The following is a 25751-nucleotide window of genomic DNA, read 5'->3' as shown; positions in this document are numbered from 1 at the left end:
TTTGTGCCCGCCGGAGTTCGACTCATGAGCCTTTTTTCTGCCCATCTGCTGTCCTGGAGCGCCCTGCTGCTGGCGCTCGACGCCTTGCTCTGGCATCTGGCGCCGTTCAAACACCGTGCCCCGCGGGTCGGTGTGCGGCTGGTGCTGTTTCTGGCATTCAGCGCGCTGGCCATCAACGCCGGCGTCAGCCCGTTGCAGGCACCGTTGTTTGCCGATGACCCGGTAGCGCAACTCGGGGCGACAGCGCTGGGGATTCTCTGGTGGCTGTACGCCGCGCGGGTGCTGACCGAAGTTATCGGCCTGATCCTGATGCGTCGCATCGGCCACAGCGGCCGGCTGTTGCAGGACGTGATCGGTGCGCTGGTGTTTCTGGCGGCCATCGTCGCGGCGGCCGGTTATGTGCTGGATCTGCCGGTCAAAGGCCTGCTTGCGACCTCCGGCGTGGTGGCGATCGTCATCGGTCTCGCGCTGCAAAGCACCTTGGCCGACGTGTTTTCCGGCATCGTGCTCAACACCACCAAGCCGTATCAGGTGGATGATCTGGTGGTCATCGACGGCGTCGAGGGCAAGGTGCTCGACATCAACTGGCGCGCCACGCACCTGCTGTCCAGCAGCGGCACTCTGGCCGTGGTGCCGAACTCGGTGGCGGCCAAGGCCAAGATCGTCAACCTCAGCCGGCCGAACAACCTGCACGGCGTGTCGATCAGCATCAAGGTGCCGAACCACATCCGCCCGCGCCGGGTGCTCGACGCCCTCGACCGCACGCTGCAAGGCAGCAGCAGCCTGTTGCTGTCGCCTGCGCCGAAAGCCGTACTGAAAGAGGCCGGCGAAGAAATGTCGGAATACGTGGCCAGCGGTTTCATCGCCGAACTGGGCAAGAAAAGCGACGTGCGCAATCAATTGTTCGACCTCGCCCACCGCCACCTCGAAGCCGCCGGCATCTCGCGGCACCCGGATGGCGTGATCGAACCTTCGACCCGCGCTCGCGCGTTGCTCGATGAAGTGAAAATCTTCCGCTCGCTGAGCCATGAGGAACGCGATCGCCTCGCCGAATCGATGGTCGCGCAGCAGTACAGCGCCGGGCAGGTAGTGCTCAATCTGGAGGAAGTCCCGGACAGCCTGTTCGTGATCGCCACCGGCGTGGTCAGCGCCAGCGTGCCGGACGGCAACGGCTTCACCGAGGCCGGGCGCATGGGGCCGAGCGAGGTCATGGGCGAACAGAGCATTCTGGCCGACACGCCTTCGCAGGCGACGTTTACCGCGCTGACGTCTTCGATCATTTATCGCCTCGACAAGAACCTGACCCGCCAGTGCATGGAGCAGCGCAGCGAAGTGGGTCGCGCGTTGAACAAGTTGCAGGCGGTACGGCAGCAGAACAGTCGGTTGGCGTTGATGGCCAAGCCTGTGCCGGTTCGCAAGGGTGGGTTTTTGGGGTGGTTGCAGAAGCGCTGAGCCCTTTGCTACAGACGAAAAAATGCCCGCTCTTCAGCGGGCATCTCTCTTTCTACCAATTACTTGGCAGTGAACTTGGTATAGCTGTTGATCAGGTTGCGGTAGTTAGGCAGACGCTGCGACAGCAGATTCGCCAGGCCTTCCATGTCATTGCGCCAGTCGACTTGCAGCTCACAAGCCACAGCGAACCAGTTCAGCAGGTGTGCACCGGCAGCCGACATGCGCGCCCACGCTGCTTGTTGCACGGTGGTGTTGAAGGTGCCGGAAGCGTCGGTGACCACGAACACTTCAAAACCTTCGGCAATGGCCGACAGGGTCGGGAACGCCACGCAGACGTCAGTCACCACACCGGCGATGATCAGTTGCTTGCGGCCGGTAGCCTTGATGGCCTTGACGAAATCTTCGTTGTCCCAGGCGTTGATCTGGCCAGGACGGGCAATGAACGGCGCGTCCGGGAATTGCTCTTTCAGCTCAGGCACGATCGGGCCGTTCGGGCCGGAATCGAAGCTGGTGGTGAGGATGGTTGGCAGGTTGAAAAACTTGGCGATGTCGCCCAGTGCCAGCACGTTGTTCTTGAACTCGTTCGGCGAGAAATCCTGTACCAGCGAGATCAGACCGGTCTGGTGGTCGACCAACAGCACAACGGCATCGTCTTTGTTCAGGCGGCTGTAAGGAACGTTGCTCATGTGAAACTCCTCGATGGATGGTTGTTGCGGGGAGCGCCACTCACACAGAGCGGCGCTTTTTCAAAAGGATCAGAACGCGAAGCAGGAGCAGCCGAACGCGCCCCAGAAACCGGCGAAATCGCTGACCGGCGCATTCGACATCCGTGCTTTTTCATGGCTGTGGGTATGCACCGCGCACGGGCCGCTGCACTGGTGCACCTGGGCCTGCAATGGCGAGTTCGGGCGCCAGTGGCCAGGGACTTTCACCACCGGCGACCAGTCCGGCAGCACCGGCAGTGAACGTGGGCCGAGGTCTTCGAAGTCGCCAGCGGCGTACACAATCTTGCCGCCAACCACGGTCATGACCGACTCGATCCACTTGATCGCTTCTTCCTCGACACTGAAGAAGTCCGCGCTCAGCGCTGCCAGGTCCGCCAGTTGCCCGACCTTGATCTGGCCCTTCTTGCCCTGTTCGGACGAGAACCAGGCACTGCCATGGGTGAACAGTTCCAGCGCGGTGCTGCGTGGCAACCCTTCTTCGTACAGCGCCAGACCGCCAACGGTGCGACCGCTGACCATCCAGTACAGCGAAGTCCACGGGTTGTAGCTCGACACGCGGGTGGCATCGGTGCCCGCGCCGACCGGCACGCCTTCGGCGAGCATGCGTTTGATCGGCGGCGTGGCTTCGGCGGCTTGTTTGCCGTAACGGTCAACGAAGTATTCGCCCTGGAACGCCATGCGATCCTGAATCGCGATGCCGCCGCCCAGCGCTTTCACCCGCTCGATGTTCTGCGGGGTGATGGTTTCAGCGTGATCGAAGAACCACGGCAGACCGTTGAACGGAATGTCGCGGTTGACCTTCTCGAACACGTCGAGCATGCGGCTGATCGATTCGTTGTAAGTGGCGTGCAGACGGAACGGCCAGCGCTGTTCGACCAGGTGGCGCACCACCGGCTCCAGTTCCTGTTCCATGGTCTGCGGCAGGTCCGGGCGCGGTTCGAGGAAGTCTTCGAAGTCGGCTGCCGAAAACACCAGCATCTCGCCGGCGCCGTTGTGACGCAGGAAGTCATCACCCTGATGCAACTTGACGCTGCCGGTCCAGTTCTGGAAGTCGGTCAGCTCTTCTTTCGGCTTCTGGGTGAACAGGTTGTAGGCGATGCGCACGGTCAGCTGGTCGTCTTTGGCCAGTTGTTCGATCACCTGATAATCGTCCGGGTAGTTCTGGAAACCGCCGCCGGCATCGATGGCGCTGGTCAGGCCGAGGCGATTGAGTTCGCGCATGAACTGGCGGGTCGAGTTGACCTGATATTCCAGCGGCAGCTTCGGCCCCTTGGCCAGCGTCGAGTACAGAATCATCGCGTTCGGCCGCGCCACCAGCATGCCGGTCGGGTTGCCGTTGGCATCGCGCACGATCTCGCCGCCCGGCGGGTTCGGCGTGTCGCGGGTGTAGCCGGCCACGCGCAACGCGGCGCGGTTGAGCAACGCACGGTCATACAGGTGCAGGATGAACACCGGGGTGTCCGGTGCGGCCTGGTTGATTTCTTCGAGGGTCGGCATGCGTTTTTCGGCGAACTGGAATTCGTTCCAGCCACCGACCACGCGCACCCATTGCGGCGTTGGCGTGCGGTCGGCCTGATCCTTGAGCATGCGCAGCGCATCGGCCAGCGACGGCACACCTTCCCAGCGCAGTTCGAGGTTGTAGTTCAAGCCACCACGGATCAGGTGCAAGTGCGAGTCGTTGAGGCCGGGAATCACGCAGCGGCCCTTGAGGTCGACCACTTGAGTGCCGGCGCCCTTGAGGGCCATCGCCTCGGCATCGTTACCGACGGCGACGAAACGACCGTCCTTGATCGCCACGGCACTGGCGAGGGGTTTTTCGCGGTCTACCGTATGAAATTGGCCATTGAACAGAATCAGATCGGCGTTCATCGCAGTTCCTTCGAGATAAGTGAAACGGAGCGAACCCGCCGGCTCAGCGCGGCGGGTTGGCGTTGGATTCGAGGTGTTTGTGTGACTGACCGGCTTCCAGCCACGGCGCGAACAGACGGGTCACGGGCGGCATGAACACGTAGACCACCGACACCACGATGGTCAGGGTGATCAGGAACGTGGCGACCACGTAGTTGGAGAGAAAGGCATTGAGTTGCAGCAGCGGCCCCCAGATCAGCGGCACCAGCAAGGTGTGCGGCAGGATCACCAGCAGCGTCACTACAGCCTGCTTCCAGCGCGGTGGCGGTGAGCCGGCCTCGGCCAGCGGCGTGAACCAGAATTCGTTGGCCGCATTGACTTCGGTCTGGTCGCCGTCGGCGAGCATCGGCGCGGCTTCGTCGATCAGTTTCTGACGCTGCGGTGAGTCCAGCCAGCGCTGCATCGCCTCGGTCGAGCAATAACGCAGCACGCAGGTGAACAGTGCGAGCCCGCCCTGCTGGCTGCGCATCACGTCCACGCCCAAGTGCCCTTCTTCGCGCCCCGCCACGCTGACGATGTTGCGCAGCCAGGCTTCGTAAGGCGCTTCAAATCCGGCCTTGACCCGGTGCTTGACGATCAGCGTCACGGTTTCTTCGGGTCCCGGTTTTTTCAGGGTCTGGGCATCAGGCATAACGGAGTACTCCGGGCAAACGAACATTGAGCGCCAGCCGTCCGGGCCCGGCGATCAGAACAGTGGTGAAGAGGATCAACAGCAACCAGCCGAACTGCCCTTCGGCCACACTCCATTGCGGATGCACAAGCAGCAGCGCCACTAGCAGCACAAAGAGAATAGGCAAGCACGCCAGACGCGCCAGCACCCCGGCGACGATCAGCAGCGGACAGAGGACTTCGGCGAAGATCGCCAGAATCAAAGTGAGGTGGGTACCGAGGTGGAACGGATCTTCGATCAGTTGCAGCTGTGCGGTGAAGTCCAGCAGCTTGGGCAAGCCGTGGACGAACAGCAGAAACAGTCCGCTGGCGACCCGCAGGAACAGCAGGCCGAGATCTTGCGCCTGGTCATTGCGTTGTACAGCGTTCATGGGCCCACCCTTGATCAATCATTGCAGGCAATGGTGCAACGATTGACCGGGGGGAAATTGGATGGGTGTGCTCTCTTTGGCGTGTTCAGGGCCGGAACCGTGATCGTTCCCACGCACAGCCACCGCGAAACCGGGATTCAGAAAAAATCTGAGTCTGGTCTGGGGGTACTGGCGCGCCTTGATTGAGTCGGACGGTCAAATCCGGTCGCTGATTCATCAGTGACCCGGAAACGATAAGACCCGGCTACAAGGCGCACAAGCCGGCGGATTCTGGCGTACACGTAGGCAAAGGCGCAAGGTTGCGTGGCTTTGCGGACATAGCCTTAAACACTATTCAACAAGAGTGCCTGCTCCGTTCGAGCGCCCTAACCGTTCAATGGCCGAATACACATTGCCGTGGCTGTAGCAGCGCCCACTTGGGCGTACAACCCCGGCCCTTGATTCCCGCCATGACTACTTTGCGCATACCCGGCGATTTCCTGCCCGCTGCCTTGTGGCTGACATGACCACCAGCCCCAACCTTTTGCCCAACTGATGATGTTGCTTACGTGGTAAAACAGCGGGCAGTAACTTTGATAGTTGGGGTATTTGAAGACCATAAGGTTCCAGACTGCCGAAGTCAGTGGTGATCCGCCTATCGAGGACATCCAGGCGACCGCCGCAGGTACTGAAACTGTCGCGCCATTGTGGACCAGTTCAAAGACTTGACTGACTTCGACGGGATAGCTGGCCGTAGCGCCTGTCGCGTCCTGGATTTCAATCATGGTCACGCCGTTTGCCTTGCCCTGAACCTTGCCTGAACTATCGACCGTCGCAATGGCAGTGTTTTTTGAAACAAAGGTGTAAGGCGCAGTGCCATTGCTCGGCAACCGGCTCTGTGTGTTGCCGGGAAAATCCCGATGGCTGTCCGCCCATCCGTACCTTGAAAAAACGGCCATACCGTTGAGGATCATGGGCGTGCGATCAATCTCCAGCCTTTCGGTCCTGATCGTATAAACCGTTTCAGGGAACAGTGTGGCGGTACTTTCCTCGCCACTCTTGTCCATTGATACCTTGAATGTGAGTGTCAGCGTGGTGCCATTACCAAGATCTGCCAGATAGCCGTTACTGAGTGGCTTGATCCAGTAACCCTGACTGATCCACGTCGCATTGGTCTTGTGAGTTCCACCCTTCCAGAACGTCAGGTTATGCATCGTTCCGTCTGATTTGAAGCCCGTAAAGTTCAGCCAGACTTGTTGCCCCACTTCGATTCCCGGCCAGTCCCCCGCACGAAGCGTTGCGTCATTCGAACCCAACGCAACCAAGTCCAGCACGTTGTTGTTCGCCTCAGCCTCATCGACTTGTGGCGACTTCAATACACCGTTGACGGTGAACCGCAATTCGGAAGTAGGTAACGCACTGGCGTGCTCGCGCAATTCGAAGTGATGTGGTCCCGAAGCCAGGCTCAAGAACAGCTCGCGAAATGCACCAGAGCCATTAAATCCGCCTCCGCGTACAACGACACCGTTATCGAGTATCTGGTAGGTGCGAAAAGCCGTTCCATCGCTGCTGAACAGTTCAATGTCCGTGAATTGAATGTTATCGCCATCGTTGACGGGGGTTCCGCCGGGAAAACTCGTGGCGCCAAAGCTTGGTGACTGGATGTCCATGGAAAAGTCTCCTTCGTGGGGTTCGCGGCAACTGCTTGACCGGTGGATGTGCCATCGAACGCCAATCGAGAGGAGTGTCGCTACTGTCAACTTTGACAGTAGCGACGAGTGGTCAATGCCGTGGTTTGCCGAGGTGGCAGGTTTTGACCAGTCGCAAAAAACGGCCCGCAGGCCGTTTTATCGCTACCGGATCAACCAGCCGTATCAGCCGCCACGTCCAGGTTATCCAGCGCCCGATTCACGGCCAGTTCCCCCAACATGATCAATTGCGCAATCCCCAGCAGCACACGCCGATGCGAGCCGTCCACCAACCCCGTCAAATAAATGCGTCCCCTTTTCCACGTCCCCTTTTCCAGGGAGTAGTGCAATGGTTGATCGGAGGAGAAATTGGGTGGGTGTGCTCTTTTTGGGAAAACCCTGTCAGGTGGGGACGGAGGTGATGACTCTCATCCGCTGAGGGCTGCCCCATGGCCAATAGGACCCTCCTAAACTTGTGCCAGCCCATTGTCGATACAACATGCCCAGTGGCTGGATCTGAGTAAATCGCTCACTTAGCGGATCTGGATAGAGACGGTTATCGAAGACATCGCGAGCCCAATTGGCCAAATGGGTGATCTGTAGAGTTTCAACGGTGCTATCAACATTGCCACCCACACTAACCGTCCACGTCCTTGCCTCATCGGCTGTTAACACCCCGTTATTGACAATAGTCTGGTAAACGTTGAATACCCGAACGATATAAAAAACGCTGCTGCCCGCGGCGTCCGTCACGGTGATGGTTACCGTACCGTTCCTGCGGGCGATCACCTTGCCATATCCGTCGACGGTAGCGACATCCTGATTACTTGAAGCGTATTGATAGGGGAGAACGCCACCGCTCGCAGGACGCGTCGCGCTGCTTTCATTCTGAGGGATGTAGAGCCAGCCATAGGAGTTGAAGAACGAGTGTTGGTCGAGGGTCATGGGGGTTGGATCAATCGTCAGCTCGGCCGTCACCTCCTTCACGTTCACCACCCACTGCGATATCGGCGACGCACTGGAATGTTCACGTACCTGGAAAAGATTCTCTCCAGGAACCAGGTTTTCCATATGCACTGTTTCCGCTCCGCTGGAGTTGAGCTGGAATGGCTTTGCATAGCCCATGTTGTGGACCATTTCCCACCCGCTATTGGGCGGCCCGTCATCGACGCTCAACAATACTTTTCTGGACGTAGTTTCTCCACCATCCTTGATTTCAGTTCCGCCAGGTGTTTCGCAGTAGTAGATCTTCGTCATGGCACATACTCCTTCACTGGATAAGCCTGTACAGCTTCAAGTGCAGCGGGCATGTGCCATCGAACGCCAATCGAGAGGAACGTCGCTACTGTCAACTTTGACAGTAGCGACGAATGGTCAATGCGGTGATTTGCCGAGGTGGCAGGTTTTGACCAGTTACAAAAACGGCCCGCAGGCCGTTTTATCAATACCGAATCAGGCAACCGGATCAGCCGCCACCTCAAGGGTATCCAGCACCCGATTCACCGCCAGCTCACCGAGCATAATCAACTGCGCAATCCCAGGCAGCACATGCCGATGCGAGCCGTCCACCAGCCCGGCGAAGTCATTGGCCATGACCTTGGCCGAGGTCAGGGTTTCGCAGGCGTCGGCCAGCAGTTCTTCGCTGTCGATGCCGGGGGCGATAAGGTGGCGGCCGTACGCGGGTTAGCAGACCAGGACTCTAGAACCCGGCGCACCGAAGTGCCCCACGCAAAGCCGCCATAACGTGAACGGTCAGGCGTGAGCCTGATCACGAACGAACGGCATTGTGCGTCTAGAGTAGATCCGGGCTGCTAAACCCGATCGCTGTTTTTCAGCGACCGGCAAACAATAGAATCCGCCCCCAAGGCGCACAAGCCGGCGGATTCTGGCGTACACGTAGGCAAAGGCGCAAGGCGTTGTGGCTTACCGGACGTAACCATAAACACCTTTCAACACCGCACTAAACCGCCGGAATATCCAGCGTCACCGACATGAACTGACTGATCCGCGAACGCAGCCATTTCTCCGCCGGATCGTTGTCATGCACCCCGCTCCACGCCATCGACAGTTGCGCCGCATCAATCGGGAACGGCGGATCTTCAGCCCGCAACGCACACCCTTCGACCAACGCACACGCAGCATAATCCGGCACGGTCGCGATCATCTCGGTGCCGGCCAGCAGCGCGCGCAAGCCGCTGAACTGCGGCACACCGAGCACCACGCGGCGGCTGCGGCCGACCTTGGCCAGGTCCATATCGATATTGCCACTCAGGTCTCCGGAGAACGACACCATCGCGTGCGGGCGCTCGCAATACTCGTCAAGCGTGAGCGGGCCCGGACGATTGTCGCCACGCAGGACCTTGCAGGGAATGTCGCGCAGTTTCTTGCGCTTGGCGTTGGCCGGCAGATCGGTGGTGTAGCTCACGCCGACAGAAATTTCTCCCGATGCCAGCAACCCCGGCATCAGCAGGTAATTGGCGCGACGAACCACCACGACAATCCCCGGCGCTTCTTCCTGCAACTGGCGCAGCAACGGCGGAAACAGACCGAATTCGGCATCGTCCGACAAGCCGATGCGAAACACGTCACAACTGGTCGCCGGATCGAATTCCTTGGCCCGGCTGACCGCGCCGGAAATCACGTCCATCGCCGGTTGCAGTTCCTGGAGAATCGCCAGCGCCCGCGCCGTCGGCTCCATGCCCCGGCCATTGCGCAGCAACAGCGGATCATCGAACAGATCGCGCAAGCGGCCCAGCGCCGCGCTCACCGCAGGCTGCCCCATGAACAGTTTTTCGGCGACGCGGGTCAGGTTCTTTTCGAACATCAGCGCTTCGAAAATCACCAGCAGGTTCATGTCGACGCGACGCAGATCGTTACGGTTCATGGGGCACGTTTTCCTTGTTTGAGCCTGACGTGGGAGCTGCGCACTTTACTCGATCAGCGGCACTTTGGCCGCGCGTTTGTAGGGGCCGTATTCAACCGGTACCCACTGGAAGTGCTTGTCGACCGCGGTGATGTGACCGATACCCGGGAACGGTAAGTGCGCAGCCGTGACCCAGGTCTTGCTGGCCGCCGCTGCACTGAACACGGCGTTACGACTCTTGATCGCTTGCTGACCGTTGACGTCGAAGCGGATCGACACGTCAGGATGATCGAACTGCACCGCCAGGTTGTGCACCAGGTCGCCCATGAACACGATGCTCTGGTTCTGTGAGGTGAAACGGTAGGTGGTACTGCCCGGCGTGTGCCCGGCTTCCAGTGTGGCTTCGACCACACCCGGCAAAGGCGACTGGCCCTCTGCGAACGTCTTGAAGCGCCCGGCCGCCACGTAAGGCGCAGTGGAGTCCTGGGCGATCTTGAAGAACTCCCGGGCACCGGCCGGCGCCTTGGCCTCGGCCTGCGGATCGAGCCAGTAATCGGCTTCGGCCTTGGCGGCGTAAACCGTGGCATTGGCAAAGATCGGCCGTTGCTGGCCGTCGACCAGCCCACAGACGTGATCCAGGTGCAGGTGCGTCAGCAGAATCGCGTCGACCTGCTCAGGTTTGTAACCCGCTGCTTGCATGTTCGCCGAGAGCTGGCCGGCAGTGGCGCCGATGCACTGGCCCGCGCCGGTATCCACCAGAATCAATTGTTTGCCGGTGTTGACCAGGAACGCATTGAACGCAGTCTGCACGCCCGGCGTTTCAATCGAGCGACGGGCCAGCAGCGCGCGAATCTGGCTCTGACTCATGCCCTGCAACAGCTTCGGCGACAAATCGTTGTAGCCGTCGAACAGCGCCGTCACCTCGTAATCGCCCAGCGCCAGCCGGAAATAACCCGGCGCCTGCGTGCCGACCTGCGGTGCCTGCGCCATGGCGCTGGACATCACACCGACCACCGCCATGCCGATTACGCCGTTGAACAAACCTTTCATATGCATCCTCTCGCCCGAGCCCGATTCTGCTGCCCCTTATGGCCCGCCCCCAATCTTCGCCATCCTGCCCGGTTCCCGTCATGGCGACTTGCAACGGTGTGCTGAGTTGCAGCCGACGGTGGAATTAACAACGTTTAACTCGTCAGCACTCGCCCTTCACCAAACAATGAATCCCTCTGCGCAGCGTTGTTTTTTTGACCTGAGGGAAAGCGCTGACCGTGCGTTCCCCCCCCGACACGGACCTAGGCCATGGCTCACTTACAGCAAACCGTCGCCCTCGCCCCTGCCAGCGAACCCCGCAAGACCAGCACCGGCGGCCTCAGCCCGCAACGGGAACGCCTGGTGAAACAGCTGATCCTCGAACGCCTCGGCGACAGCCTTGAAGTCACCGAGCTGGCCAGCGCCTGCTCACTTTCACGCAGTCATTTTTCCCGGGCGTTCAAGTGCAGCACCGGGTACTCGCCGCAAGACTGGATCCGTACCCAGCGCATTGCCCGTGCCAAGCTGTTGATCCAGCAGACCAACCACAGCCTCACGCAGATCAGCCTGGAATGCGGCTTCTGCGATCAGGCGCACTTCTGCCATATCTTCACCCGCAGCGAGGGGATCAATCCGTTTGCGTGGCGTTGTCAGGTCATGAAAAACCGCTGAAGCGGTTTCATCCGCGAACCATCCGCTGCGCCAGTCGCGCCACCCGCTCGCCCAGGTGCGCGGCGGTCAACTGGTCTTCCAACGGCGGTGCCTGCTCGGGCGGTTGTTCGACACAGGATTGGGACATGGCGCCGAGGGAGCTGCCGAGGCGATTCAATTGACCGTCGAAACCACCTTCGCGAGCACGCGCCGGCAAGAGATCGAGCCCGACCCAGATCATCGAATGCTGGGCCGCAAACACCGCCATTTGCAGCAGGGTATTGAGCTTGTCGCCGCACAGGCTGCCGGAATTGGTGAAGCCCGCCGCGAGTTTGTCGCGCCACGGCCGGGCGAGGTAGAACGAGGCCGTGGCCTCCATGAATTGCTTGAACGCCGCCGACGCGCTGCCCATGTAGGTCGGCGCGCCGAAAATGATGGCGTCGGCGCGGTGCAGGTCATCCCAGTGGGCTTCCACGTCTTCGACCGCCAGCAACAGGCAGGTGCTGCCCAAATGGCGTTCCACACCTTGGGCCACTGCCTGCGCAATGACGCGGGTGTGCCCGTAGCCACTGTGATAGACCACCACTACCTTGCTCATCGCAGCGTCCTCCGGACGTATGCATTCCTTTGCCCCGGAGTTTTGGCTCTGAAGCGGGCGCGGACGAGTTAATCGTTGTTAATTTTCCCCGGCTGTCGGGCAAACCGCCACGGGTTCCGGCCCTTGAATACAGTGGTGACGGTACTGAATGCCGAGCGATGCGAAGGCCCAAGCCTTGCGCGTAAGTTGCGCTGGCGCCAAATCCTGAGGAATATGCCCGGATACTGCGGATCAGACGGCTTGCGTGCCCCTCAAGTCGCCATCCGCCCTGCCCGTCACGGACTCTTCACCGAGGCGGACCAGGATCATAAAAAACGTCGAAGGAGTGAGCGGTTGAGTCTTTCCCCGAATCAGGCCATCGGTTTCGGCCCCTATCGGATCCACCCCGGCCAGCGGCTGGTGCTTGAAGGCGACCAGCCTTTGCGCCTGGGCCGCCGCGCCATGGACATTCTGCTGATCCTGCTGGCCCACGCCGGCGAGGTGGTGAGCAAGCAGCAGCTGATCGCCGGGGTCTGGCCGGACAGCGTGGTGGAAGACATCAACCTGCGGGTGCACATGGCTGCACTGCGCAAGGCGCTCGGTGACGGTCAGGCCGGGCAGCGCTACATCGTCACCGTGGCGCAGCGTGGTTACAGTTTCGTCGCGCCGGTCGTGCTGCAATCCATCGAACAACGCCCCGCCGCCCACCTCGGTCGACATAACCTGCCATTGCGGCGCACGCGGATGATCGGGCGCCAGTCGGTGGTCGACAGCCTGATGACGCAACTGCCGCGCCAGCGCTGCATCACCCTGGTCGGCCCCGGCGGCATCGGCAAGACCACCGTGGCCCTGCGTGTCGCCGAACAGTTGATCGGCCGCTATCGCGACGGCATTCGCCTGCTGGATCTGGCACCGCTCAACGATCCCCGCTCGATCTGCTCGCACCTCGCCGCCCTGCTGGATCTTTCGCTGCATGACAGCGAGCCGATGGCCTGCCTGATCAACAGCCTGCGCGAGCGGCAGATGCTGCTGGTGATCGATAACTGCGAGCACTTAATCGACGCCGTCGCGCTGCTCAGCGAAAGCATTCTACGTGGTGCGCCGCAGGTGCACATTCTGGCCACCAGCCGCGAAAGCCTGCGCGCCGAGGGCGAGTATGTGCAGCGTCTGGAATCTCTCGATTGCCCGCCACCGATTGCAGTGCTCGACCGCGATCAGGCGATGGGGTTCTCTGCGTTGCAACTGTTCGTCGAACGGGCGATGGCGGCCCACGAACACTTTGAGCCGGGCAACGCTGATCTGCCCTTGATCATCGACATCTGTCGACGGCTGGACGGCATTCCGCTGGCACTGGAGCTGGCCGCTGCGCAGGTGGCGGGTCTTGGGCTGGAGGGTTTGCTGAGTCAGCTCCAGGGGCGTTTGCCGGCTGGCAACCAGACTCGCCTCGGTCGGCATGAAACCCTGCGCGCTACGCTGGACTGGAGCTTCAACCTTCTCAACGCCTGCGAACAGACCGGCCTGCGCCGACTGGGTGTGTTTCGTGGCGCATTCACGCTGGAATCGGCGGCGGCGGTTATCGTCGGTCAGCACATCGAGTCGAACGAAGTGTTTGCCTCGATCACGCAACTGGTCGCCAAGTCGCTGCTCAACGTCGAAGTCGGCGATGAAGAGGTGTTCTATCGCCTGCTCGACACGACTCGCCGCTATGCGCTGGAAAAACTCGACCAGGCCGCCGAACTCGGCGAAACCCGCGAGCGCCATGCCGAACGCAGTCTGGCGCTGATGCATCAGGCCCAGGCCGATTGGGAGAACACGGCGACCGAAGTCTGGATCGAGCGCTACGCCCGTGGCCTTGAAGACCTGCGGGCGGCGCTGGACTGGACGCTGAATGACGAAGGCTCGCGTGCGCTCGGCGTGCGACTGACGGCGACCTCGGCGCCGTTGTGGCAAGAACTGTCCTTGCTCAAAGAGTACGGAGCCCATGTGCGTCGGGCACTGGCGTTGCTGGCGTCATCCGACGAGCCCTGCCCGCGACTGGAAATCGCCTTGAAACTGGCCCTCGGCAGCGCTTGTTACCACACCTGGGGCGGCACGCCGGAAACCATCGAAGCCTTCGTCAGCGCCCGTCTGCTGGCGCAACGGCACGACGACATGGCCGGGCAATTGCGCGCGGTGTCGGGGCACATGGCGGTCAATCTCAGTTGCGGGCATTACCAGATGGCGCTGGAGCAGAGCGAGCAATTCGAAAGCCTCGGGGTGCACGGCGATGCGCAGCTGTCCTTGAGTACCCATCGCTTGCGGGTGCTCGCGCTGCATTACGCCGGCGATCAGCATCAGGCGCGAATCCATGCCGAACAGGTCATTCAACGCATGGCCCACAGTGGCCACCTCAACCGTTTCACTCATGGTTTCGGCGTGCAATACGACCAGAGCGTCGCCTCGCTGACCGTCCTCGCCCGGGTGTTGTGGTTGCAAGGTTTTCCCGAGCGGGCCTGGCGCACGGCGCGGCAGGCACTGGACATCGCGGTGCAGATCAACCACGGCACCTCGATCTGCTACACCCTGGCACTCGCCTCGTGCCTGATCGCCCATTACAACGGCGACGTGCAGAACGCACGCGCGTTGCTGCAACTGCTGCTCGAACAGGCGCAGAAGCATTCGGTGCTGCTGTTCTACACCTGGGCGCGGCACTACGCGCAGGTGATCGACGCCGACAAGGCCCCCGCCATCCCGCCGGCCGACAGCGGTCTGGTCAGGGAAATCATGGTCACGCTGGATCCGGGTTTCGTTGATGATGCGTTGCTCGAACGAGCACAAAGTGGTGCGGCGGGCTGGAGTACTGCGGAGATTTTACGGGCCCGGGCCGAGCGATTGCTGGCGGCTGAATCGCCCTGCCATCACACGGTCGAAAGCGCCTTGCAGCAATCGCTTGAGATTGCGCGGACACAAGGCGCGCTGGCCTGGGAATTGCGCAGCGCAACGTCGCTGGCTCGGTTGTGGCAGCACCAGTCGCGCTATCGCGAGGCGCTCCAATTGCTGACACCGATCTATCAGCGCTTCACCGAAGGTTATGCCACCCCGGACTTGCGCAAGGTACGTCTACTGCTCGACGAACTGCGCGCTCAGTCGGCCGCTTGAGGCCGGTCGGGTACGGCCCAGGTAGCGCGCGTGCCGACGCTCGACATCACTCAGTTCGCCGCCCTGCTCCAGCTGTTCGCGGGCATAGCGGCGCGTGGTGTTGAGCATTCGATAGCGCAGCGTTCCGCTGGATCGGTCCGATGTCAGTAACGATTTGACCGCCAATTGCTCAACCACTGCCACCAGCGTCGAGGGTGGCAGTTGCGCGCAACTGATCACGCCGATGGCGGCGTCGAGAGTGAATGCCATCTTGAACACCGACAAGCGTTGCAGCACGCGTTGTTCCTGCTCGCTCAAGCGCTGATAGCTCCAGTCCAGCGCGGCTTTCATCGACTGATGGCGTGGCACGGCGGTACGGCGACCGTGACTCAGGGCTTGCAGGCCTTGATCCAGTTGCGTCTGAAGGCCGACCAGCGCCAGCGCATCGATCTGCGCGGCTGCCAGTTCGATCGCCAATGGCAGACCATCGAGCCGCCGACAGATATCGCGCAGCGTTTCCAGATCCAGCTCACGCAGACAGAAACCGTGTTGACGCGCGCGGGCGCGACTGACAAACAGCTGCACCGACGAATAACCCATGACTTCATCGACACTGTTGAGCGCCGAGGCTTTGGGAAGGGTCAGGGGCGGCAGTGGCTGCAGGACCTCCAGAGCGAGACGCAATGGCTCGCGGCTGGTGGCCAGGATCGACAGACGGGGCGCAGCATCAAGCAATGTTTGCAACAGGTTCCGGCAGGCTGCGTGCAGGTGTTCGCAATTGTCCAGCACCAGCAAGGCGTGGCGCGCCGCCAATGTGGGGAAATCAGTGTCGAGGGTTTTCAGCAGGTGATCGAGGAGCGGGATGTCATCGCCGACCCGCGACAGATCCACCTGCCACACACCGTCGCGAAAATGTTGCAGCAACAGCTCCGCTGCGCGCAGTGCCACGGTGCTTTTACCGACACCGGCAGGCCCCGTCACCGTCAGGAGCCGGGACAGCGGCAGTTGCCGCACCAGACCGCCGACCAGTGAATCGCGCCCGGTGACCGGCGTCAGTCGTGCGGGCAAGTTGTGTTGGGGCGCTTGCAGGGTTTCGAACACCACGTGGGCGGTGCTGTCGCCCTGCACCGGTGCCACGAAGCTGTACCCGCGTTGCGGCACATTGACGATGTAGCGCTGGCCTTTTTCGCCGTCGCCAAGGGCCCGGCGCAGCGCGGCGATGTGCACCCGCAGGTTGATCTCCTCGACCACCGAGGTCGGCCACACCAGCGCGATCAATTGCTCTTTGCTGACCACTTGGCCGGCGCGCTCGACCAGCACTTGCAGAATGTCCAGCGCACGCCCGCCCATGCGCAATTGCCGATCCCCTTCGAGGATCAGCCGCTGGCGCAAATGGAACGCGTACGGCCCGAAACGCAGGACCGACGCCGAGTTCAATTCGTCGAGGCTGTTCATGTCCGTTATCTTCGCAGGCCTCGATGACGGTACAACCACCACGCGGGGTCCAGCACGGACATCCGGATGCCCGTAACGGACAGAACCGCTCTAGCTGAACTGTTCGCGATACTGCGTGGGGGTCAGCCCGAGCTTTTCGCCGAACAGAAACCGCATGTGCCGCACGCTGCCGAAACCGCTTTTGTAGGCCACGGTTTTCAGCGGCAGATCGCTGGTTTCCAGCAGATTTCGCGCGCAATCGATGCGCGCACTTTGCAGGAATTCCATGGGCGTCATGTTGACCTCGCGAGCGAACACCCGGGCAAAATGCCGTGCACTCATGTTCGCAAGCCCTGCCATGCGCTCGACGGTGAAAGCTTCCTCCAGGTGTTCCAGCACATGATTCTGCACCCGGGTAATCGGCGTTTCCTGGGGCGCCACCGCTGCCATCAACGGGCTGAACTGCGCTTGCCCGCCCTGGCGCTTCATGACCACCAGCAGCACCTTGGCCACGTCCTGGGCAATCTTTTTGCCATGATCGCGAGCGACCACCGCCAACGCCATATCGATGCCGGCCGTGACACCTCCGGAGGTGATCAGGTTGCGATCCTCAATAAAAATCTGGTCGGTCGCGACGTTTGCCTTCGGAAAGCCCTTGATCAAGCGTTCGGTGTAATTCCAGTGGGTAGTCACACGATAGCCATCGAGCAACCCGGCATGGCCAAGCACGAAAGCGCCGGTACAGATCGAGCCATATTGCCCGGCGCGCATGACCGCGCCTTGCAGCCAGGCGAGCAACGGCGGGTGTTTTTCGTTGTAGGCGCCGGGACCGCCCGGCACCAGCAGCAAGTCGTAGCGCTCATCGGCTTCGTCGATATGCCGATCGGTGTGCACGAGAACACCGTTGGACGCACGCAACGGCCCGCGCTCGGTGCCCAGGGTGGTCAGGTGATAGTGGTCTTGCGGTTTCAGGTAGCGGTTGGCAACCGAAAAGACTTCCAGCGGCCCGGCCATGTCGAGCAGCAGAAAATCCGGAAACAGCACCATTGCCACGGTCTTCATGTGGGCATCACCAAAATCCAAGCAAAGTCATAAGTCTGCGCATTATGGCCAGATAAGGTGAAAACGTTGGAAAAGAATGCGTGATCCAGTGCACACAACTGTCAACCAGAACGGGACAGTATTTCAGTTTTCATCTACTTATTGCATCGCAGGGTAACCAGTAACCTTCTCCTCACTCGGACGAATCAACGTCCTGAAAGGAGATTTCATCATGCTGACCCTTCGTAAAGCTTCCGACCGTGGTCTGGCCAATCATGGCTGGTTGAAGTCGTTCCACACCTTTTCCTTCGCCAGCTACCGTGACCCGCGTGAACAGGGTTTCTCCGACCTGCTGGTGATCAACGATGACCGCGTCGCCGCCGGCAAGGGCTTCGGCCAGCACCCGCACCGTGACATGGAGATTTTCTCCTATGTGCTCGAAGGTGCTCTGGAACACAAGGACACCCTCGGCACCGGTTCGGTGATCCGCCCAGGCGATGTGCAACTGATGAGCGCCGGCAGCGGCGTGGCTCACAGCGAGTTCAACCACTCGGCGAGCAAGCCTGTGCACTTCCTGCAGATCTGGATCGTGCCGGATGTCAGCGGCGCCAAACCGCGCTACCAGCAAGAGCACTTCAGCGAACAGAAAAAACGCGGCCGCCTGCAACTGATCATTTCGCCCGAAGGCAGCCACGGCTCGCTGAAAGTGCGCCAGGATGCGCGGGTGTATGCCGGACTGTTCGATGGCCAGGAGAGTGCGACACTCGCACTGCCCGCCAACCGCTACGCCTATGTGCACGTTGCTCGCGGCAGCGTTGAACTGAACGGCGTGCAGTTGAAGGAAGGCGACGGGGTGCGGGTTCGTGAAGAACAGGCGCTGACCCTGAGCAATGGCCAGGATGCCGAAGTCCTGGTGTTTGATCTGCGCCCGCAGGAACTGCCGGAAATGCCATGAGGCAGCGGTTTCAACGCTCACAGAAAACGGCCTTCAATGAAGGCCGTTTTTTTTCGCAGAACAACTATTCGTTTTCCAGCACAAACGCTTCGACAATGTGTTCGATCACCGCTCTGACCCGCGCGGTGTGGCGTAAATCCGCATGGGTCACCAGCCACACTTCATAAGGCAACGGACGCGTGCGCTCCGGCCACAACCTGACCAGACCATCGCGCTCGCCCATGTAGACCGGGATTTCTCCTACCCCCAGACCGGCGGCAATCGAGCGGCGTACCAGCAGGCTGGAACTCAGACCGGCGACGATCCGCCCGCGAGTCATGGGCTCCGACACGAGGGTCAGATCCTTGTTGCCCTGCAGATACGGCTGGTACACCACCAGATCATGGCCCTCGAACGCACTGCCCGGCGCCGGCACGCCATGGCTGTCGACATAGGCCTGCGAGGCAAACAATCCCACCGGCCAACGCGCGATGCGCCGGGCGATCAGGTCCGGATTGTCCGGACGGGTGTTGCGCACAGCGATGTCCGCCTCACGTTTGGCCAGGCTGAGGATTTGCGTGGAGGCGTCCAGTTGCACGCGCACGTCCGGATGCTGCTCGTGCAACTGCGCGATGGCCGGGATCAGAAAATCGATGGCCAGCGAATCGGTGGTGCTGACCCGCACGCTACCGGTCAGACGATCGTCCAGGCCCTGGATACGCCGCTCCAGCTCCAGCGCCGAATACTCCATTTTTTCCACCGACTTGAGCGCGGCTTCGCCGACGGCCGTCAGTGCATAGCCCTCGGAGGTGCGCAGGAACAAGGTCGCGCCCAGCGACTTTTCCAGTGCCGTGATGCGGCGCCCGACCGTCGCCTGATCCACGCCCAGTACACGCGCGGCGCCGCGCAATGTCGACTCGCGGCAGACCGCTAGAAACACCCTTGCATCATCCCAGTTCATAGCGTTCTCCATTGATGCATAAACGCATCATTATCACGCAAACTCGCTGCATTAACGCAGCAACGATAGCCGATATGCTGGGCGCCATAAACCTTTCAAAGGATTGCCGTCATGCACACTTCAACTGCTTCGCCCGAACGTCCGGACACAAGTGTCTGGCTGGCGATCTTCGCCGGCCTCTGCGCCAGCCTGGTCAGCATCGGTCTGGCGCGTTTCGCCTACACGCCGCTGATCCCTTCGCTGATTCAGGCCCAATGGTTTTCCGCCCATGATGTGGTCTATCTGGGTGCGGCCAACCTGGTCGGTTACCTGATCGGCGCCCTCCTCGGCCGACCGCTGGCACGCCGGCTCACCCAGAGAAACGCTCTGCGCCTGATGATGCTGGCGGTGACCGTGGCGTTTTTTGCCTGTGCTTACCCGGTATCGGTGAGCTGGTATTTCGGCTGGCGCCTGCTGTCGGGAATCGCGGGCGGCGCGATCATGGTGCTGGTGGCTGCGACTGTATTGCCCCATGTACCGGCCGCGCGCAAAGGCCTGGCCAGTGGGGCGATTTTCCTCGGCATCGGTCTGGGCATCGCCGGCTCGGGAACGATTGTTCCGTTGCTGTTGGGGCTGGGCCTGCAGGCGACCTGGCTGGGATTGGGCGCTTTGTCGCTGGCACTGACGGCATTGAGCTGGTTCGGCTGGCCTTCGGAGCTGCCCCACGCAACCACCGCAACGGCTCAGGTGGAACCGGTCGAGCCGACACCGCCTGCTGTTTATCTGCTGTTTGCCCAGTACGCATTCATGGCCGCCGGGCTGGTACCGGCCATGGTCTTTCTGGTGGATTACGTCGCCCGTGGCCTGGGCGCCGGGTCGCACGTCGGCGCGCTGATCTGGGTCATGTACGGTCTGGGTGCCATCGTCGGCCCGGTGAGTTATGGCTTTCTCGCTGATCATCTCGGCGCGCGGACCGGCATTCGTCTGGTGCTGGTGGTGCAGGCGATCACCCTGGGTTTGCTGGCGGTTTCGCATTCGTTCCTGGCGTTGGCGCTGCTGGCGGTGGTCCTTGGTTCATTTCCGCCGGGTATTGTGCCGCTGGCATTGGCCCGGGTGCATGAGCTGGTGCCGGATCATCATCGCCAACAGGTGGCGTGGAGCCGGGCCACGGTGTCGTTCGCCACGTTTCAGGCGCTGGCGGGCTTCGCCTATTCGGCGCTGTTCAACGCCACGGGCGGACAACATGCGCTGCTCTTCGTGATTGCCGGCGGTGCCATCGTGATCGCGCTGATACTTGAGCACGCCATGAAATGGCTGCCCTCCTCCGTCGAACAACGCTGCTGCGCCGAATGACGGGAATCATTGCGCCCTGACTGCGTTCCCATCTACTGATCACTTTTTCAAGAGGAATCGAAAATGACGTTGCCCACTGAAATGACCCGAATCGAAATCACCGAACCGGGTGGGCCCGAGGTTCTGCAATCCCGACGCGTGCCGCTGCCGGTCGTCGCAGAAGGCGAAGTGCTGATCCGCGTGCACGCCGCCGGCGTCAATCGCCCGGACGCCCTGCAACGCGCCGGCAAATACCCGATGAAGCCCGGCATGAACCCGATTCCGGGCCTTGAAGTGGCCGGCGAGGTCGTGGCGATCGGCGGCGGTGTCAGCACATTCGCGGTCGGTGACCGGGTGTGTGCGCTGACCAATGGCGGCGGTTACGCCGAATACTGCACGGTTCCGGCGGGCCAGGTCTTGCCGATCCCCGATGGGCTGAACTGGATCCAGGCAGCGGCCATTCCGGAAACCTTTTTCACCGTATGGGCCAACCTGTTCAGCCTCGGCGGCGCCAGCCGTGGCCAGCGCGCCTTGATTCACGGCGGCACCAGCGGCATCGGCACCACCGCGTTAATGCTGTGCCGCGAGTTTGGCATTGAAGCTTTCGCCACCGCTGGCAGCGCCGACAAATGCGCGGCGATCCGTAACCTGGGCGGTGAAGCGATCAACTACCGTGAACAGGAGTTCGCCGCGGTCATCGCCGAGAAAACCGCCGGCCAGGGCGTCAATGTGATCCTCGACATCATGGGCGGCTCTTACCTCAACGGGAACATCAGCGCCTTGGGAATGGATGGGCGGTTGGTAATGATCGGCTTCCTCGGCGGCGCGCGGGCCAACGACATCGATCTGCTGGCCATCCTCGGCAAGCGTGCGGTGGTCACCGGTTCCCTGCTTCGCGCCCGTACCTCGGCGGAAAAAGCCGCCATCGCCGATCAATTGCGCGAACACGTCTGGCCGGCGCTGGCTGCCGGGCGTTGCCTGCCGATCATCGACAAGGCCTACCCGCTCGCCGACGCAGCCAAGGCCCATGCGCACATGGAAGCGGGCGACCACATCGGCAAGATCGTGCTGAAGATCGACTGAGCCGTTGCAGCATTTTGTAATCGTTGCAGGCGTGCGGTGGTCGAAAATGTCACGCGCGGGTCAAGGCATCTGGTAAAAAGCGTTCTTTGTCCGCGCCTTGGTGAAACGTTTAATGTTCCTTGCCTTCATGACCCGACTTCGACGCCGCCGTCTGGCGTTCGCCTGCATGGCCGCCCTGATCATCGGCGTGCCGGCAAGTTGTGCCGTGCTGGAACACACCGAGCGCAAACTGCTGTTTCGCATCGAGCCGGGCACCGCCGGCTGGTATCACGGATTGCCCGGCAGCGTGCAGGAACTCGACCTGCAACCGAAAAGCTTCAAGGCCGGGCAGAACATTCACGCCTGGTGGTGGCCGGCGGAGCGTGCCGATGCACCGGCCATCCTCTATCTGCACGGCGTGCGCTGGAACCTCACCGGGCAGCTGTTTCGTATCGAACAATTGCGCGCAGCAGGTTATTCGGTACTGGCCATCGACTATCGCGGCTTCGGCCAGAGCCACGGCGACCTGCCGTCGGAAAGCACGGTGTACGAGGATGCCAGGGTGGCGTGGGAACGCTTCCAGCTGTTGCAGCCCGACCCGAACAAACGCCTGATCTACGGGCACTCGCTGGGCGGCGCGGTCGCCATTGACCTGGCTGCCGAGCTCGGTCGCGATGCCGCCAGAAATCACACCCCACTGCCGGTGCGCGGGCTGGTCATCGAATCCACATTCACCTCCCTGGCGGATGTTGCGGCAGCCGTGGCCAACACCTCTCTTCCGGTGCGCTGGTTGCTGTCGCAGAAATTCGACTCCATCGACAAGATTGCCGAAATCCATATGCCGTTGCTGGTGGTGCACGGACTGGCCGACGCATTCGTGCCGTCACGCTTCAGCGAGCAACTGTTCGCCGCCGCCCGGCAACCGAAACGCCTGCTGCTGGTGCCCGGCGCAACCCACAACAACAGCATGGCGCTGGGCGGACAGAACTATCGCAAGGCGATCAATGCGCTGATGCAAACCCGACCTGCCGCTCGGGTGGCAGGCGCTGCGGTGCAAAAGAATCCGCGCGATTCCTGACGTCCCTCCCCCGCAGACCATCGGTCACCCCGAAAGGAAATTCTTGCAGCATCGGCTGGCAATCCGGCGATCTAACGCTTTGCTGGATGGAGTCAATCCATGACGCTGCTTCGGCACACCCGGCCGCGCGGCGTTCCACTGCCTATTCGGGAGCTCCACCATGAAAATCAACCCGTACCTGATCTTCAACGGCGACTGCCGCGCAGCCTTCACCTTTTACGAGCAATGCCTGCAAGGCAAGCTCGAAGCGATGATGACCTTCGGCGAAACCCCAGCCGCCGAACATGTACCGAAAGAGCACCACAACCTGATCATCCACACCTGCCTGAAAGTCGGCGATCAGATGCTCATGGCTTCGGACACCACGCCCGATCGCCCGACCCAAGGCATGAGCGGTTGCTCGATTTCCCTGAATGTCGACAGCATCGTCGAGGCCGAACGGGTATTTAACGCCCTGGCCAGGGACGGTCGCGTCGACATGCCGCTGGAAGCCACCTTCTGGGCCGCACGCTTTGGCATGTTGGTGGATCGTTTTGGCGTGTCGTGGATGGTCAATTGCGAAAGTGACAAGTGACGCTGTCATTGCAGCGGACATGAAAAAGCCCGACCTCTTCAGGTCGGGCTTTTTCGTTCAACGCTGGGCCAGTTCATGGCGAACGCACTGCTCGTAGTAGGTTTGCTTGACGGCCGCCGGCTTGAGGCGCGACGCGCTGTCATAGGTCTGCTCGGTAATGCCCATGGCGGTCATGCGCATCCACGGTTGCTGAAACTTGCGTGCCTGCAAGCGCTTGCGCGCGCCATACAGGGAAATCCCTGACAACTTCGATTGTTGCGCGCCGGCCGCGATGTCCGAGCCCCAGGCACACGCAAAACGATGGCTCTTGCTCAGTTCCCTGGCCTGGGCCTCCAACGCGAACAGAGCGAGGGAAAGCGTTGCTACGGTGATGACAATCGTCCGCATATAGCCCACCTAACCTTTTGAAAAAAGGCGAGTTTGCCGGGACTGAAAGTTTTCGGGGGCCAGCAATTTGCCGCCTATTGCTCCCGAGCGCGAACTTCAACCTTTAACCGGTCTGCGCCTTCTTCCTGGCACTGGATGTGGATCGGTACAAAACGCTTGATCACCGAAATGTTGCTGTGCAAATGCTCGGTCATCCTGGGCGTGGTAAACGACCCACCTCCGGCCAGCACCATCGGCAACAGCAGTTGATCAGCCAGATGCTCCGCTACCGCCACACCGCTGTGCAACCAATCGGTCGCTTGATCGATCGCGGCGTCCGCCACCTTCTCCGAACGCAGTGAGGCTTGACCGAAAGCGCTGAAAACCTCGGTGACGTGTTCAAACGCATATTCCAGCAGCAGCACATTGCCCGGTCCACATGCCGGATCAAGGATGACGGTGTTCAATTCTGCTGACACCATGTTCAATCGCTGGGCCACCCTTTCGAGCTCGCGGACACCGACACTCGGCGCCAGTCCCGCCGTCAGCGCAAACGCCTGTTGCGAAAGCGGCAAACCGCGCTCACACAAGTGCAGTGCTGACAATTTCGATGGTTGCACCCTGACGTCGATTTCACCGCCCCCTGCCGGTACGAACCCGTGGCGCAGCAACGTCAGTTCAACCTCCGCGCCCATGCGTCGCAGCAACGGCAACCAGCTGCGGCTGAGAAAATCGGTCGGTGGTGCCAGCGGATTATGCGTGCCGCCGCTGATCCGCACGCGGCTGGCTTGCGGCGCCAGTAACAAGGCGGGCAGCAAGGTCTGCAACACCAGCGTGCTACTGCCGGCGGTGCCAATGGCAAAGCGATAATCGCCGCCGCGAATCGGTCCCGGCTCGAAGCTCAATGTCTGCGAGCCCAGTTCAGCCCCCTGGATCTTTGCACCGCAGACCTGCGCCGCCGCCATCACGGCGGTCAGGTGCTGGCGTAACAGGCCCGGACGACTGCGTCTGGCCCGAATCCGCTCTATTCGAAACGCCTGACCCGTCACCATCGACAGACTCAACGCACTGCGCAACACCTGCCCACCGCCGATGGCGCCGTCCAGTTCAATCACGTCCTGTTTCATTTTTTTCCTTAGGCGTACAAACCAACGGTTTCCCGCAGGAATTGATTGAGCTGGCGCGAATCCTCCCGGGTTCGGGGCAATGTCGGCACCACACGCTCAAGTTCCTCCTCGATGAACGCATGCAGCGTCGGACGACGAGGACCGTAAGCGCTCTCGTCGGCATTGCGCTTGAGCGCGAGCAATTCATCGACTTCATCGAGCAATGCCCGATCATCGACGGTGCTCAGCAGATTGCTGAACGTCATCGGCGGCCGACCCCGCCCCTCATCGATCCAGCGCACCGCCAGCAGGGGCCGCAGTACATAGAAGTACTTCTTGAACCGCACGCTTTCGCCTTGCAGATAACCACGGAAGGTCTTCTTCGCCATCGACAGGTAGTGATTGCGCGCGGCTGGCGGGCTGTAGAACGCCTCGGCCAGTGCCCGCAGCTGAGAAACCGCTGCAGTCTCGCTGCGATAAACCAGCGGGGAGTCGAGCCATTCGAGCAAGGTCGGGTTGGATTTGCGCAACAGCCCGAGGGTTTTGCGCAGCTCCCAGCCACTGACATCCAGCTCGTCATCCAGCGGCCGCTCGATCACATCACTTGGCGTATCGACCTGGACGAACCACTCTGGTTTCTCCACATAAACGAAGCGCACATCGTAATCACTGTCCGGCGAGGCAAAACCCCAGGCCCGGCTGCCCGATTCGCAGGCATACAGCACCGTGACATTGCGTTCGCGTTCTATGCGCGCCAGTTCTTCCAGCACCCGGGCGCGCATGGCGCTGCACAGCGGGTGACGTTCTTCGAATTTCATGTCCTTTAATCCTTGTTCCGGCGTGCCTTGCGGCACG

The 25751-nt window shown here is 61.2% G+C and carries 23 protein-coding genes and 2 pseudogenes; 8 read left to right on the top strand and 17 right to left on the bottom strand.

The annotated features are described in order from the left end of the window. Nucleotides 1–24: 24 nt before the first annotated feature. Nucleotides 25–1452, top strand: a complete 1428-nt coding sequence (locus ACTJK9_RS21800; protein ID WP_221399305.1) for a mechanosensitive ion channel domain-containing protein — start codon at nucleotides 25–27, stop codon at nucleotides 1450–1452. A gap of 59 nt (nucleotides 1453–1511) precedes the next feature. Here ACTJK9_RS21800 and ycaC read toward each other — a convergent pair whose 3' ends face one another. The 10 genes and pseudogenes from ycaC to ACTJK9_RS21750 form a co-directional block, all read right to left on the bottom strand. Next, complete coding sequence (gene ycaC / locus ACTJK9_RS21795; protein WP_085612768.1) at nucleotides 1512–2138, bottom strand: isochorismate family cysteine hydrolase YcaC; 627 nt, start codon at nucleotides 2136–2138, stop codon at nucleotides 1512–1514. 69 nt (nucleotides 2139–2207) lie between these two features. Then, nucleotides 2208–4046 (bottom strand): amidohydrolase, encoded by a 1839-nt coding sequence (locus tag ACTJK9_RS21790; protein WP_163974546.1) that lies wholly within the window; start codon nucleotides 4044–4046, stop codon nucleotides 2208–2210. 43 nt (nucleotides 4047–4089) lie between these two features. Further along, nucleotides 4090–4716 carry an antibiotic biosynthesis monooxygenase gene (locus ACTJK9_RS21785; protein ID WP_085612770.1) on the bottom strand — a complete coding sequence of 209 codons (627 nt, stop codon included), beginning with the start codon at nucleotides 4714–4716 and terminating at the stop codon, nucleotides 4090–4092. Next, nucleotides 4709–5125, bottom strand: a complete 417-nt coding sequence (locus tag ACTJK9_RS21780; RefSeq protein ID WP_085612771.1) for a DoxX family protein — start codon at nucleotides 5123–5125, stop codon at nucleotides 4709–4711. Before ACTJK9_RS21780 ends, ACTJK9_RS21785 begins: the two co-directional genes overlap by 8 nt. Before the next feature lie 365 nt (nucleotides 5126–5490). Next, nucleotides 5491–6774, bottom strand: a complete 1284-nt coding sequence (locus ACTJK9_RS21775; RefSeq protein WP_085612772.1) for a hypothetical protein — start codon at nucleotides 6772–6774, stop codon at nucleotides 5491–5493. A gap of 191 nt (nucleotides 6775–6965) precedes the next feature. Then, nucleotides 6966–7088 (bottom strand): annotated as a pseudogene (locus tag ACTJK9_RS21770) (DUF6124 family protein); the annotation flags it as partial. Nucleotides 7089–7194: 106 nt separating this feature from the next. Then, nucleotides 7195–8049 carry an Ig-like domain-containing protein gene (locus ACTJK9_RS21765; RefSeq protein ID WP_440816125.1) on the bottom strand — a complete coding sequence of 285 codons (855 nt, stop codon included), beginning with the start codon at nucleotides 8047–8049 and terminating at the stop codon, nucleotides 7195–7197. A 195-nt stretch (nucleotides 8050–8244) separates the two neighbouring features. Then, a pseudogene (locus ACTJK9_RS21760) lies at nucleotides 8245–8463 on the bottom strand (DUF6124 family protein); the annotation flags it as partial. A gap of 289 nt (nucleotides 8464–8752) precedes the next feature. Further along, nucleotides 8753–9676 (bottom strand): LysR family transcriptional regulator, encoded by a 924-nt coding sequence (locus ACTJK9_RS21755; protein ID WP_011333412.1) that lies wholly within the window; start codon nucleotides 9674–9676, stop codon nucleotides 8753–8755. A 45-nt stretch (nucleotides 9677–9721) separates the two neighbouring features. Next, nucleotides 9722–10705: an MBL fold metallo-hydrolase gene (locus tag ACTJK9_RS21750; RefSeq protein ID WP_236189264.1), complete on the bottom strand. Its 984-nt coding sequence runs from the start codon at nucleotides 10703–10705 to the stop codon at nucleotides 9722–9724. 249 nt (nucleotides 10706–10954) lie between these two features. Here ACTJK9_RS21750 and ACTJK9_RS21745 point away from each other — a divergent pair, with 249 nt between their 5' ends. Beyond that, nucleotides 10955–11356: a helix-turn-helix domain-containing protein gene (locus ACTJK9_RS21745; RefSeq protein ID WP_440816121.1), complete on the top strand. Its 402-nt coding sequence runs from the start codon at nucleotides 10955–10957 to the stop codon at nucleotides 11354–11356. A gap of 7 nt (nucleotides 11357–11363) precedes the next feature. On the opposite strand, the gene ACTJK9_RS21740 is transcribed toward ACTJK9_RS21745, so the two are convergent. Continuing rightward, complete coding sequence (locus ACTJK9_RS21740) at nucleotides 11364–11933, bottom strand: flavodoxin family protein (RefSeq protein WP_440816118.1); 570 nt, start codon at nucleotides 11931–11933, stop codon at nucleotides 11364–11366. Nucleotides 11934–12266: 333 nt separating this feature from the next. Here ACTJK9_RS21740 and ACTJK9_RS21735 point away from each other — a divergent pair, with 333 nt between their 5' ends. Then, complete coding sequence (locus tag ACTJK9_RS21735) at nucleotides 12267–15050, top strand: ATP-binding protein (RefSeq protein WP_440816115.1); 2784 nt, start codon at nucleotides 12267–12269, stop codon at nucleotides 15048–15050. Here the strand turns inward: ACTJK9_RS21735 and ACTJK9_RS21730 are convergent. Both ACTJK9_RS21730 and ACTJK9_RS21725 read right to left on the bottom strand, forming a co-directional pair. Next, complete coding sequence (locus ACTJK9_RS21730; RefSeq protein ID WP_085612779.1) at nucleotides 15012–16484, bottom strand: ATP-binding protein; 1473 nt, start codon at nucleotides 16482–16484, stop codon at nucleotides 15012–15014. The genes ACTJK9_RS21735 and ACTJK9_RS21730 overlap by 39 nt on opposite strands. A gap of 90 nt (nucleotides 16485–16574) precedes the next feature. Then, nucleotides 16575–17525 carry a GlxA family transcriptional regulator gene (locus ACTJK9_RS21725; protein WP_440816111.1) on the bottom strand — a complete coding sequence of 317 codons (951 nt, stop codon included), beginning with the start codon at nucleotides 17523–17525 and terminating at the stop codon, nucleotides 16575–16577. 211 nt (nucleotides 17526–17736) lie between these two features. On the opposite strand from ACTJK9_RS21725, the gene ACTJK9_RS21720 reads away from it, so the two are divergent. Next, entirely contained in the window at nucleotides 17737–18459 is a 723-nt protein-coding gene (locus ACTJK9_RS21720; RefSeq protein ID WP_085612781.1) for a pirin family protein, read from the top strand. Between the two features lie 64 nt (nucleotides 18460–18523). Here the strand turns inward: ACTJK9_RS21720 and ACTJK9_RS21715 are convergent, their stop codons facing one another. Continuing rightward, a complete protein-coding gene (locus ACTJK9_RS21715; protein ID WP_064595100.1) occupies nucleotides 18524–19399 on the bottom strand; it encodes a LysR family transcriptional regulator in 876 nt (291 codons plus the stop codon). A gap of 111 nt (nucleotides 19400–19510) precedes the next feature. Between ACTJK9_RS21715 and ACTJK9_RS21710 the strand changes: the two genes are divergently transcribed. The 4 genes from ACTJK9_RS21710 to ACTJK9_RS21695 all read left to right on the top strand — a co-directional run bounded on the left by ACTJK9_RS21710 (nucleotide 19511) and on the right by ACTJK9_RS21695 (nucleotide 23424). Then, complete coding sequence (locus ACTJK9_RS21710; protein WP_440816106.1) at nucleotides 19511–20731, top strand: YbfB/YjiJ family MFS transporter; 1221 nt, start codon at nucleotides 19511–19513, stop codon at nucleotides 20729–20731. 63 nt (nucleotides 20732–20794) lie between these two features. Beyond that, complete coding sequence (locus ACTJK9_RS21705) at nucleotides 20795–21793, top strand: NAD(P)H-quinone oxidoreductase (RefSeq protein WP_440816104.1); 999 nt, start codon at nucleotides 20795–20797, stop codon at nucleotides 21791–21793. 112 nt (nucleotides 21794–21905) lie between these two features. Next, nucleotides 21906–22850: an alpha/beta hydrolase gene (locus ACTJK9_RS21700; protein WP_440816102.1), complete on the top strand. Its 945-nt coding sequence runs from the start codon at nucleotides 21906–21908 to the stop codon at nucleotides 22848–22850. A 160-nt stretch (nucleotides 22851–23010) separates the two neighbouring features. Further along, complete coding sequence (locus ACTJK9_RS21695) at nucleotides 23011–23424, top strand: VOC family protein (protein WP_011333400.1); 414 nt, start codon at nucleotides 23011–23013, stop codon at nucleotides 23422–23424. A gap of 57 nt (nucleotides 23425–23481) precedes the next feature. Here ACTJK9_RS21695 and ACTJK9_RS21690 read toward each other — a convergent pair whose 3' ends face one another. The 3 genes from ACTJK9_RS21690 to ACTJK9_RS21680 form a co-directional block, all read right to left on the bottom strand. Then, nucleotides 23482–23811, bottom strand: coding sequence for a hypothetical protein (locus ACTJK9_RS21690; protein ID WP_039771542.1), 330 nt, complete (start codon nucleotides 23809–23811; stop codon nucleotides 23482–23484). Between the two features lie 74 nt (nucleotides 23812–23885). Further along, on the bottom strand, nucleotides 23886–24917 hold the full coding sequence (rtcA, locus tag ACTJK9_RS21685) for an RNA 3'-terminal phosphate cyclase (protein WP_440816097.1): 1032 nt from the start codon (nucleotides 24915–24917) through the stop codon (nucleotides 23886–23888). 8 nt (nucleotides 24918–24925) lie between these two features. After that, nucleotides 24926–25714, bottom strand: coding sequence for a nucleotidyltransferase domain-containing protein (locus tag ACTJK9_RS21680; RefSeq protein WP_440816095.1), 789 nt, complete (start codon nucleotides 25712–25714; stop codon nucleotides 24926–24928). Nucleotides 25715–25751 lie beyond the last annotated feature (37 nt).

It is taken from the genome of Pseudomonas sp. 22082, assembly GCF_052046055.1.
Taxonomy (GTDB): domain Bacteria; phylum Pseudomonadota; class Gammaproteobacteria; order Pseudomonadales; family Pseudomonadaceae; genus Aquipseudomonas; species Aquipseudomonas pharyngis.
The sequence above is the reverse complement of the archived record's forward strand: the minus strand, read 5'-3'. Positions and strand labels throughout refer to the sequence as shown.